Source organism: Rhodococcus sp. PSi06, from assembly GCF_054960675.1.
In genome coordinates, this window is sequence record NZ_JBHNYO010000012.1 from 49101 (window position 1) to 60513 (window position 11413).

Below are 11413 nucleotides of genomic sequence, written 5' to 3' on the forward strand. Positions count from 1 at the left end.
GTCGTCAGCCCAGCTGTACCTCGGGGCGGCCTTCGGGAACGGTGACCGTCGCTGCGGTGCGCACCGACGCTCCCTGGGTGGACACGCGATCGAGAACCCGTACCTCCGAACGCCATTCGGTATCGGTCAGCCTGCTACGAAGATAACCGCGACGAGCGTTGCCGTACTTCACATGCGGCGAACCGTCGGCGATCGCTGCACCGGTCTTGTCGATGTCGGCACCGTCCTTGCCCGACGCGATGGACGTCGTCGCGATCTCGACGCCCTGGACCGGAGACACCTGATCTTGGTAATCGCGGCGCAACTCCGAGACGATCGTGCGGTGAATATCGCCGACGATGGACGCGACGTTCTTCGCGCCCCGGTCCCTGGCCCCGTCGAGAATCCGATGTCGGGAGGCCTCGTATCCGCTCCACGGATCCATGCCGACCTTGCGGTCGTTGCCCTGGCCCTGGGCGAGGTCGGAGATGACCGTCTGGTGCGCCAGGAAGTTCCACCTCGACGGTGATGCGAACCCGTCGAGGATCCATTGTTCCTGCGGCGCACCGGTGATGGTGCGTGCGGGATCGGCAGTCTCGGCGTCCTGCGCGTGCTCGCCGTCCCCGTGCGCCTGGTCGCTGCGATACTGCCGCGTATCGAGCACGGAGAAGTCCACCAGATCGCCGAACGAGAACCGACGATAGACCTTCATGTCGGGGCCCACTGGCTTCAGATTCGCGCGGACCGGAGTGTTCTCCCACCATGCCTTGAAGGCATCGGCTCTGCGTAGCAGGAACTCTCGTGGATCGTCGTCGTCCTGACTGATCTGTGAGGCCCAGTTGTTGTCCACCTCGTGGTCGTCGAACGTCGAGACGAACGGGGCCGACGCATGTGCCGCCGCCAGGTTCGGATCTGCCTTGTACAGTGCGTATCGGTCGCGATAGTCGCTGAGTGCCATGGTTTCTCGGGCCGCCGACTCGGTACGCGGCTCACCCTTGCGTGCACCCTCGTCCTTGATCGCGTACTCGTATATGTAGTCGCCCAGAAAGAACACCACGTCCAGATTCGAGGCCGCCAGGTCCCCGTACGCGCCGAAGAACCCGTCCTCCCATTTCTGGCACGATGCCCAGGCGAAATCGAGCGTGCTCAGCGGCTTACCCAGTGCCGGTGCAGTTTTGGTGCGTCCGACCGAGCTGGCGTGTGGGCCCACCAGGAAGCGGTAGAAGTACTCGCGGCCCGGCTCAAGCCCTCGCACGTCGACGTGGATGGACCACCCGTCGATTTCCGTTGCCAGCTCGATGCCTTCGCGGCTCAACTGTGCAAAGTTCTCGTCGGCGGCGATCTGCCACCGCACCGGCACGACGCCGGGAGTCATACCGCCCAGCGGGGCAAACGGATCGACGGCGAGCCGCGTCCACAACACCACCGAATCCGGCAATGGATCACCCGAGGCGACGCCGAGACGAAAGGGGTAGTCGGGAGTCACGACGGACTGCGCATGTGCGGTGGCCCCTGCAAGTTGCGGGGTGAACGCCAGCGCCCCCACCAACGCACTCCACGTCAGAAACTGTCGACGCGTGGCCCCCACCCGCAAGGACATGTCCTGCCCGATCCGAATCTCATTACCCCGTCTCACCATTGGTCGAGACTCTCGCGCGCGGGCAAACTGCGACCGTCATCGATTCGACGTCGAAGTGAACACCACGGATCCATCGGATTAGGACCGATGTCGTCCGCAATGTCGGCCACACTGATCCGCATGACCAACATCGACCGCACCGGATCCCAGATCGACCATCTCAACATCGGCGTCGCCGATCTCGCCGCCAGCGCCGAGTTCTACGGTGCCGCGTTGGCACCTCTCGGGATCACCGAGATCATGCGGGTGCCGCACACCCCGGAGGCGAACCAGCTCGCCATGATCGCATTCGGTTGGGCGCAGGTGAAGCCCTTCTTCTGGATAGTCGACGCACCGGGATCGACCATCGGCCCGCACACCCATCTCGCGTTCAGCGCCGCGGACCGCGCGACGGTAGATGCATTCCATGCCGCGGCGCTGTCGGCAGGAGCGATCGAGGTCAGGCCTCCAGGACTACAGCCGGAATATCACGCGACCTACGACGGATCGTTCGTGCGGGACCTCAACGGCATCGACCTCGAGGCCGTATGTCACCACGGCTGAACGAGTTACTGCGGCTCGAGGGAAAGATGAGTCACTGCGGCCGTGGCAGAGTCCCGTTGGCCCGCACGTGGTCACGCAGCCGAGTGAGAAGCGGTGCGAGAGCGGAGACCTCGTCGGCGGGTAGACCGTCGAAGAACAGCCGTCGAACGAGTTCGACGTGACCGGCCGCTGCCTCGTCCAGAGCAGCTCTGCCGGCAGCGGTCAGGACCGCATCCGTGGCACGCCTGTCGGTGGTCGAGACCGTGCGATCGGTGAGCCCCCGCGCGCACATCCGCGCGAGATGATGGGAGGCCCTGCTGCGCTCCCAGCCGATCTCTGCGGCCAGTTCGGTGACCCGACGTCGTCCGTCGGGACTGTCCGCCAGCGCAACGAGCACCGAGTAGTCGGCCAGCGACAGACCATGATCCTCGGTGAGCTGCCGGTTCATCTCGAACGTCATCTGCAGCGACAGCCCCATGTAGGCGCGCCAGGCCGACTCCTGGGATGGCGTCAGCCACGGACCACCTTCTGGGTCTTTAGGTGACATGTCACGTACTTTCTGCGATGCTTGATCCGGACACTGTCACCGCCCGACGCCCCCGCCGTGGTCACCGGTCAGGATTTCGCCGTCATCAGGGACGGCCTCATCGCCGAGCTGTACACCTTCATCGATCAGAAGTAGTGGGTCAGCCCGTCAGGCCTTGACGACCCACACCGAATTGCCGTCGGGATCACGCAAGGAGAACATCGGCGGCACGCCGTCGACTTCTTCCATGAAATCGTCGAGATCGACACCGCCGAGGGCGCTCAGCCGCGCATGCTCAGCCGCGACATCGGCGGTCTCGACGCCAATGGATCCGCCGCCTGGTGTACCGCCCATCGGTGGGTTCAGGGCGAGCCGCGCCGTCGATCCCGGCGGAGCCACCTCCAACCACCGGTACTCGCCTTCGGGTCCGAACCGTAGATCGCCGCGAATCTCGAAGCCGAGCACGCGTGAATAGAAATCGAGCGCAGCGTCCTGATCTGCGACGGTGAACATGGCCACGCCGATGTTCACGATTGTGCTGGGTGTTTGGTTGCTGGGTGTCTGATCAGTCATACCGTTACCGACCCGAGTGACGTGGAAAACTCACCGCACCTGTTCGAGAATAGAAAAAGCCCCGCACCGACCGAAGTCGATGCGGGGCTTTTCCTTGTCACGCTCTAGCGGTATTCGTTGGAGAAACCGTAGTCGTCGAGCGGCACTGCAGCACCGGTTCCCTGGCCGAAGCCGTCCGGGCTGTAGTACTGATCGTCGTACGACGGCACCGCGTAGGCCGCGGCACGTGCCTCTTCGGTTGGCTGCACCGTGATGTTCCGGTACCGATTGATGCCGGTACCAGCCGGGATGAGCTTACCGATGATGACGTTCTCCTTGAGACCTATGAGCTTGTCCGAGCGGCAGTTGATCGCCGCGTCGGTGAGCACACGAGTGGTCTCCTGGAAGGACGCTGCCGACAGCCACGAGTCGGTGGCCAGCGATGCCTTGGTGATACCCATCAGGACCGGACGTCCGGCTGCGGGCTCTCCACCCTCGGAGACGACGCGACGGTTGCTCGACTCGAACTCGCTGCGCTCGGTCAGTGAACCGGGCAGGAACTCGGTGGAGCCGCTGTCGATGATCGTCACGCGACGGAGCATCTGGCGCACGATCGTCTCGATGTGCTTGTCGTGAATCGACACACCCTGCGACCGGTACACCTCCTGGACCTCGTTGACCAAGTGGATCTGAACCTGACGAGGACCCATTACGCGCAGCACCTCGTGCGGATCGGCAGCACCTTCCATGAGCTGCTGGCCGACCTCGACGTGGTCACCGTCCGCCAACAGGCGCTCGGTGCCGTCGTCGTGCTTGAAGACGCGCAGACGCTGACGCTTGGAGAGCTTGTCGTAGACAACCTCTTCGCCGCCGTCGTCCGGGACGATGGTGATCTTGTAGAAACGATCGCCGTCCTCGAGCTGGATGCGTCCCGACACGTCCGCGATCGGAGCCTTGCCCTTCGGCACACGTGCCTCGAACAGCTCCTGCACGCGAGGCAGACCACCGGTGATGTCATCTCCGGCGACACCACCCTGGTGGAAGGTACGCATGGTCAGCTGGGTACCGGGCTCACCGATGGACTGTGCGGCAACGATACCGACGGCCTCACCGATGTCGACCAGCTTGCCGGTGGCCATCGAGCGGCCGTAGCAGGTGGCGCAGACGCCGGTTCCGGTGGTGCAGGTGAGCACCGAGCGAACCTTGACCGACGTGATGCCCGCAGCGAGCAGCGCGTCGATGGCCGGGTCACCGAGATCGTGTCCGCGAGCGACGATGACCGTGCCGTTCTCGTCGACAGCGTCGTTCGCCAACGTGCGGGCGTACGTGCTGGTCTCGACGTGAGCGTCGCGGATCATCTTGCCGTCGGCGGTCTTCTCGGCGATCGTCGTGACGATGCCGCGCTCGGTGCCACAGTCGGTTTCCCGAACGATGACGTCCTGCGAGACGTCGACCAGACGACGCGTCAGGTAGCCCGAGTCGGCGGTACGAAGCGCCGTATCGGCCAGACCCTTACGAGCGCCGTGCGTGTTGATGAAGTACTCGAGGACCGTCAGGCCTTCCTTGAAGGAAGACTTGATCGGACGCGGGATGAACTCACCCTTCGGGTTCGTCACCAAGCCCTTCATACCGGCGAGCGAGCGAACCTGAGTCATGTTTCCGGCTGCGCCGGACTTCACGATCATCGGGATCGGGTTGTCGTCGGGGAAGTGAGCCTCCATGGCCTTACCGACCTGCTCGGTCGCGTCCTGCCAGATCTTGACCAGTGCGGAGTTGCGCTCGACCTTGTCGAGTGCGCCACGCTGGTATTTCTTCTCGATCTGATCGGCCTGAGCCTCGAAGGTCTCCATGATCTGCGGCTTCTCCGGCGGCACGAGGACGTCGGAGATCGAGATGGTGACACCCGAACGCGTGGCCCAGTAGAAGCCTGCGTCCTTGAGCTTGTCGACGGTCTGAGCGACGACGATCATCGGGTAACGCTCGGCGAGATCGTTGATGATGGTCGACTGACGCTTCTTCGGCATCTGCTCGTTGACGAACGGGTAGTCCGCCGGAAGCAGCTCGTTGAAGAGCACGCGTCCCAGAGTGGTCTCCGCGGTCCATGCATCGCCGCGGTTCCAGCCCTCGGGGAACAGCTCGTTCTCGATCTCACGCGGCGGGCGCTGCGTGGTGAGACGAACCCGAATCTGCGACTGCACGGTCAGCGATCCACGATCGACGGCCATCTGAGCCTCGGCCGGGGAGGAGTACGCCCCGAACTCGGCCTGATCGGTCGACGCGTCGACGCGCTCGCCGACAGCACCGGCGTCCAGACGCGTGAGGTGGTACAGACCCGTCACCATGTCCAGACGCGGCATGGCGAGCGGACGGCCCGATGCCGGCGAGAGGATGTTGTTCGAGGACAGCATCAGCACGCGTGCCTCGGCCTGAGCCTCGGCGGACAGCGGGAGGTGGACAGCCATCTGGTCACCGTCGAAGTCGGCGTTGAACGCCTCACACACGAGCGGGTGCAGCTGGATTGCCTTGCCCTCGACGAGCTGCGGCTCGAACGCCTGGATGCCCAACCGGTGCAGGGTGGGTGCACGGTTCAGCAGCACGGGGTGCTCGGCGATGACCTCTTCGAGAACGTCCCACACCTGCGGACGCTGACGCTCGACCATGCGCTTGGCCGACTTGATGTTCTGCGCGTGGTTCAGATCCACCAGACGCTTCATCACGAACGGCTTGAACAGCTCGAGTGCCATCAGCTTGGGCAGACCACACTGGTGCAGCTTGAGCTGCGGGCCGACGACGATGACCGAACGGCCCGAGTAGTCGACGCGCTTGCCGAGGAGGTTCTGACGGAATCGACCCTGCTTGCCCTTGAGCAAGTCGGAGAGCGACTTCAGCGGACGGTTACCCGGTCCGGTGACCGGACGTCCACGACGGCCGTTGTCGAACAGGGCGTCGACCGACTCCTGCAGCATCCGCTTCTCGTTGTTGACGATGATCTCGGGAGCACCGAGATCGATCAGACGCTTGAGGCGGTTGTTGCGGTTGATGACGCGGCGGTACAGGTCGTTGAGGTCGGACGTCGCGAAACGTCCACCGTCGAGCTGCACCATCGGACGAAGCTCCGGCGGGATGACCGGGACGGCGTCGAGAACCATGCCCATCGGCGAGTTACGGCCCGCCTGGAACGCAGCGACGACCTTCAGACGCTTGAGCGCACGCAGCTTCTTCTGACCCTTGCCACTGCGGATGGTCTCGCGAAGAGACTCCGCCTCGGCGTCGATGTCGAAGGTCTGCATGAGCTTCTGGATGGACTCGGCACCCATGGCACCGGTGAAGTACTCGCCGTACCGGTCGATGAGCTCGCGGTAGATGAGCTCGTCCACGATGAGCTGCTTGGGAGCAAGCTTGGTGAACGTGGTCCAGATCTCTTCGAGACGATCGAGCTCACGCTGCGCGCGGTCACGGAGCTGACGCATCTCGCGCTCGCCGCCGTCCTTGACCTTGCGACGCACGTCGGACTTGGCACCCTCGGCTTCGAGCTCGGCGATATCGGCTTCGAGCTTCTGCGCACGAGCCTCGAGATCGGCGTCGCGCTGATCTGCGACGGCCTTCTTCTCGACCTCCATCTCGGCCTCGAGCGTCGAGAGCTCGTTGTGACGGAGCTCGTCGTCGACCGTGGTGATGACGTAGGCAGCGAAGTAGATGATCTTCTCGAGATCCTTCGGAGCCAGGTCGAGCAGGTAGCCCAGCCGCGACGGCACACCCTTGAAGTACCAGATGTGCGTGACCGGAGCAGCCAGTTCGATGTGGCCCATGCGCTCACGACGCACCTTGGCGCGAGTGACCTCGACGCCGCAACGCTCACAGATGATGCCCTTGAAGCGGACGCGCTTGTACTTGCCGCAGTAGCACTCCCAGTCCCGAGTGGGGCCGAAGATCTTCTCGCAGAAGAGGCCGTCCTTCTCGGGCTTGAGCGTGCGGTAGTTGATGGTCTCCGGCTTCTTGACCTCGCCGTAGGACCACTGACGGATGTCGTCTGCAGTGGCAAGGCCAATGCGGAGTTCATCGAAGAAGTTGACGTCGAGCACGTAACTTCCTTTCCCCGTTATGGGTGTTGTGCTGGAAGAGCAAATGAGAAGAACGCCTGCCGGATCCGCTGTGCGCAGATCCGGCAGACCACTGAACTACTGAGCTAGGTCGTCGACCGTTGCAGCTTCGTTGCGGGAGAGGTTGATTCCCAGGTTGGCTGCGGCACGCTCGAGGTCCTCGTCGTCACCGTCGGCCATCGTGATGGCTGCGCCGTCCGAGGACAGCACCTCCACGTTGAGGCACAGCGACTGGAGCTCCTTGAGGAGCACCTTGAAGGACTCGGGGATACCGGGCTCGGGAATGTTCTCGCCCTTGACGATCGCCTCGTACACCTTCACGCGGCCGACAACGTCGTCCGACTTGATGGTGAGAAGCTCCTGCAGCGTGTACGCCGCACCGTAGGCCTGCATGGCCCAGCACTCCATCTCACCGAAGCGCTGTCCACCGAACTGGGCCTTACCACCGAGGGGCTGCTGCGTGATCATCGAGTACGGCCCGGTCGAACGAGCGTGGATCTTGTCGTCGACCAAGTGGTGCAGCTTGATGATGTACATGTAGCCCACCGACACCGGGTACGGGAACGGCTCGCCGGAGCGGCCGTCGAACAACGTGGCCTTTCCGTCGGAACCGACCATCTGCTCGCCGTCGCGGTTGGGAATCGTGCTCTCCAGCAGGCCGGCGAGCTGATTCTCCTTGGCACCGTCGAACACCGGGGTGGCGATGTTGCTGTCGGCCGGAGCCGCCAGCATCTCCTCGGGCAGGCGTTCGGCCCAATCGGGCTTGCTGCCGTCCGCGGCGATCTGCACGTTCCAACCGGTCTTGCCGATCCAACCCAGGTGGGTTTCGAGGACCTGACCGATGTTCATACGACGCGGAACACCGTGGGTGTTGAGGATGATGTCGATCGGGGTGCCGTCGGGCAGGAACGGCATGTCCTCCTGCGGGAGGATCTTGCCGATGACGCCCTTGTTGCCGTGACGGCCGGCGAGTTTGTCGCCGTCCTGGATCTTGCGCTTCTGAGCCACGTAGACGCGGACCAGCTCGTTGACGCCGGGAGGCAGATCGTCGTCGTCGTCGCGCGAGAAGACGCGGATGCCGATGACCTTTCCGTTCTCGCCGTGCGGAACCTTGAGCGAGGTGTCGCGAACTTCGCGAGCCTTCTCACCGAAGATGGCGCGCAGCAGGCGCTCCTCGGGGGTCAGCTCGGTCTCGCCCTTCGGCGTGACCTTTCCGACCAGCACGTCGCCGTCACGAACCTCGGCACCGATACGGATGATGCCGCGCTCGTCGAGATCCGCGAGGACCTCGTCGGAGACGTTCGGGATGTCGCGAGTGATCTCTTCGGCACCGAGCTTGGTGTCGCGAGCATCGATCTCGTGCTCCTCGATGTGGATCGAGGTGAGAACGTCCTCTTCCACGAGGCGCTGCGACAGGATGATCGCGTCCTCGTAGTTGTGGCCCTCCCACGGCATGATCGCCAGCAGCAGGTTCTTGCCGAGCGCCATCTCACCGTTCTCGGTGCAGGGGCCGTCGGCGAGGACCTGGCCGGACTCCACGCGCTGACCTTCGTCCACGATCGGACGCTGGTTGGCGCAGGTGCCCTGGTTGGAACGCGCGAACTTGCGCATCCGGTAGGTCTTGCGCGATCCGTCGTCGGCCATGACCGTGACGTAGTCCGCGGAGACCTCTTCGACGACACCGGTCTTCTCGGTGATGACGACGTCGCCTGCATCGACAGCTGCACGCAGCTCCATGCCGGTACCGACGATCGGAGCCTCGCTGCGGACCAGCGGGACCGCCTGACGCTGCATGTTCGCGCCCATCAGGGCACGGTTTGCATCGTCGTGCTCGAGGAACGGAATCATCGCGGTGGCGACGGACACCATCTGACGAGGCGAGACGTCCATGTAGTCGATGTCGTCGGACGAGACGAACTCGACCTCTCCACCCTTACGACGGACGAGAATCTTCTCCTCGATGAAGTGACCCGAATCGTCGACCGGTGAGTTCGCCTGCGCGAGCGTGTGGCGATCTTCCTCGTCGGCGGTCAGGTAATCGACGTCGTCGGTGACCTTGCCGTCGACGACCTTGCGGTACGGGGTCTCGATGAACCCGAACGGGTTGACGCGTGCGTACACCGAGAGCGATCCGATCAGGCCGATGTTCGGGCCTTCCGGGGTCTCGATGGGGCACATGCGGCCGTAGTGCGAGGGGTGCACGTCGCGGACCTCGAGGCCGGCGCGCTCACGAGAGAGACCGCCGGGTCCCAGTGCCGACAGGCGACGCTTGTGCGTCAGACCCGACAGCGGGTTGTTCTGGTCCATGAACTGCGAAAGCTGGGAAGTTCCGAAGAACTCCTTGATCGCAGCGACGACGGGACGGATGTTGATCAGGGTCTGCGGCGTGATCGCCTCGACGTCCTGAGTCGTCATACGTTCGCGCACGACGCGCTCCATGCGGGACAGGCCCACGCGGATCTGGTTCTGGATGAGCTCGCCGACGGTACGCAGACGACGGTTGCCGAAGTGGTCGATGTCGTCGACCTCGACGGGAACCTCGACGCCGTCGGGTGCGGTCATCGAGGTCTCACCTGCGTGCAGACGCACCAGGTACTCGATGGTCGCGACGATGTCTTCCTCGGTGAGGGTCGACGCCACGATCGGCTGACCCGAGTTCAGGCCGAGCTTCTTGTTGATCTTGTAGCGACCCACGCGAGCGAGGTCGTAGCGCTTGTCCTTGAAGAACAGGTTCTCCAGCAGGGTCTGCGCCGACTCCTTGGTCGGCGGCTCGCCCGGACGCAGCTTGCGGTAGATGTCGAGGAGTGCCTCGTCGGTACCGGCGGTGTTGTCCTTCTCCAGCGTGGCCATGAGGATCTCGGAGAAGCCGAAGCGCTCCGTGATCTGCTCGGTGGACCAGCCGAGAGCCTTCAGCAGCACCGTGACGGGCTGGCGACGCTTGCGGTCGATGCGGACACCGACGGTGTCGCGCTTGTCGACGTCGAACTCGAGCCATGCACCGCGACCGGGGATGACCTTGACGCTGTGCAGGTCCTTCTCGGTGGTCTTGTCGATCGAATGATCGAAGTAGACACCGGGCGAACGCACCAGCTGCGAGACGACGACACGCTCGGTGCCGTTGATGATGAAGGTGCCCTTGTCGGTCATCATCGGGAAATCACCCATGAAGACCGTCTGGCTCTTGATCTCGCCGGTGTTGTTGTTGATGAACTCGGCGGTGACGAACAGCGGAGCCGCGTACGTCATGTCCTTGTCCTTGCACTCATCGGTCGAGGCCTTGACCTCGTCGAATCGTGGGTCGGAGAAGGAAAGAGACATCGAGCCCGAGAAATCCTCGATCGGAGAGAGCTCGGTCAGGATGTCCTCGAGTCCGCCGGAGACACCACTGTCTCCGCGGGCGGCGGCACGGTCACGCCAACTCTGCGCACCTACCAGCCATTCGAACGAGTCCGTCTGTACATCGAGGAGACCGGGTACCTCCAACGGCTCGCGAATATTCGCGAACGAAACCCTCCTCGGGGCTCCCGGTGTTCCGACAACTGCCTTGGTCTGGCTAGAGACTGCCAAGATGCGTCCTTCCAGCACCTCACGCGGGTCGCGCCGTTCCGTCCACTGACAGGAACTGTCAGCTGACACGACATGGCGACCGCCGCTGTATCTGTTTGCTATATGTGGGGCGAATTTCGGCTGGTCGCAACCAGACCGAATCCCCATTACAGAGGCCCGAAAACGAGTTTTCGAGCTACAGCAATCGAGAAGTGGACAGGAGGCAGCCAGCGCAACGTCCAAAGGTACCCCAAATGTGCGCACAGCGCAACGGGGGCATCAAAAGTAGCACCCGAGGCCGGTTCGCGCGCCGAGTCGGCAGCAGCGTGTCGGCCAACCTCACCGCGGCCCGACGAACGGCAGCGACAAGAAAAGACAGTGGAGAACGACCGGTAGCGATCGGTCACCACGGGGGTGCTCCTTCACGACAAGAGTGACCCCTGCGTCTTCCTTCGTCAAGAGGTCCGAGGGAATCTGCCGCCGCCATGGCAATCGACGGCCGCTTCTGATTGTATTTTCCCTGTCGCAACCAGGGGCGGCGTCGTCCTG

6 protein-coding genes are annotated in these 11413 nt (G+C 63.6%); 1 reads left to right on the forward strand and 5 read right to left on the reverse strand.

Annotated elements, in window-relative coordinates:
- Positions 1-4: 4 nt before the first annotated feature.
- On the reverse strand, positions 5-1579 hold the full coding sequence (locus ACFI9K_RS16540) for an alkaline phosphatase D family protein (RefSeq protein WP_462664510.1): 1575 nt from the start codon (positions 1577-1579) through the stop codon (positions 5-7).
- A gap of 159 nt (positions 1580-1738) precedes the next feature.
- On the opposite strand from ACFI9K_RS16540, the gene ACFI9K_RS16545 reads away from it, so the two are divergent.
- Entirely contained in the window at positions 1739-2161 is a 423-nt protein-coding gene (locus ACFI9K_RS16545; protein ID WP_462664511.1) for a VOC family protein, read from the forward strand.
- A 31-nt stretch (positions 2162-2192) separates the two neighbouring features.
- Here the strand turns inward: ACFI9K_RS16545 and ACFI9K_RS16550 are convergent, their stop codons facing one another.
- From ACFI9K_RS16550 to rpoB, 4 genes are all read right to left on the reverse strand, one after another.
- Positions 2193-2687 (reverse strand): MarR family winged helix-turn-helix transcriptional regulator, encoded by a 495-nt coding sequence (locus ACFI9K_RS16550; protein WP_462664512.1) that lies wholly within the window; start codon positions 2685-2687, stop codon positions 2193-2195.
- Between the two features lie 147 nt (positions 2688-2834).
- Positions 2835-3239 (reverse strand): VOC family protein, encoded by a 405-nt coding sequence (locus tag ACFI9K_RS16555; protein WP_462664513.1) that lies wholly within the window; start codon positions 3237-3239, stop codon positions 2835-2837.
- 104 nt (positions 3240-3343) lie between these two features.
- On the reverse strand, positions 3344-7300 hold the full coding sequence (locus tag ACFI9K_RS16560) for a DNA-directed RNA polymerase subunit beta' (protein ID WP_462664514.1): 3957 nt from the start codon (positions 7298-7300) through the stop codon (positions 3344-3346).
- Positions 7301-7396: 96 nt separating this feature from the next.
- Complete coding sequence (rpoB, locus tag ACFI9K_RS16565; protein WP_462664629.1) at positions 7397-10903, reverse strand: DNA-directed RNA polymerase subunit beta; 3507 nt, start codon at positions 10901-10903, stop codon at positions 7397-7399.
- Positions 10904-11413 lie beyond the last annotated feature (510 nt).

Coding starts and splice junctions, on each gene's coding strand:
- ACFI9K_RS16540 (WP_462664510.1), bottom strand. CDS start 1,579: ATGTCCTTGCGGGTGGGGGCCACGCGTCGACAGTTTCTGACGTGGAGT.
- ACFI9K_RS16545 (WP_462664511.1), top strand. CDS start 1,739: ATGACCAACATCGACCGCACCGGATCCCAGATCGACCATCTCAACATC.
- ACFI9K_RS16550 (WP_462664512.1), bottom strand. CDS start 2,687: ATGTCACCTAAAGACCCAGAAGGTGGTCCGTGGCTGACGCCATCCCAG.
- ACFI9K_RS16555 (WP_462664513.1), bottom strand. CDS start 3,239: ATGACTGATCAGACACCCAGCAACCAAACACCCAGCACAATCGTGAAC.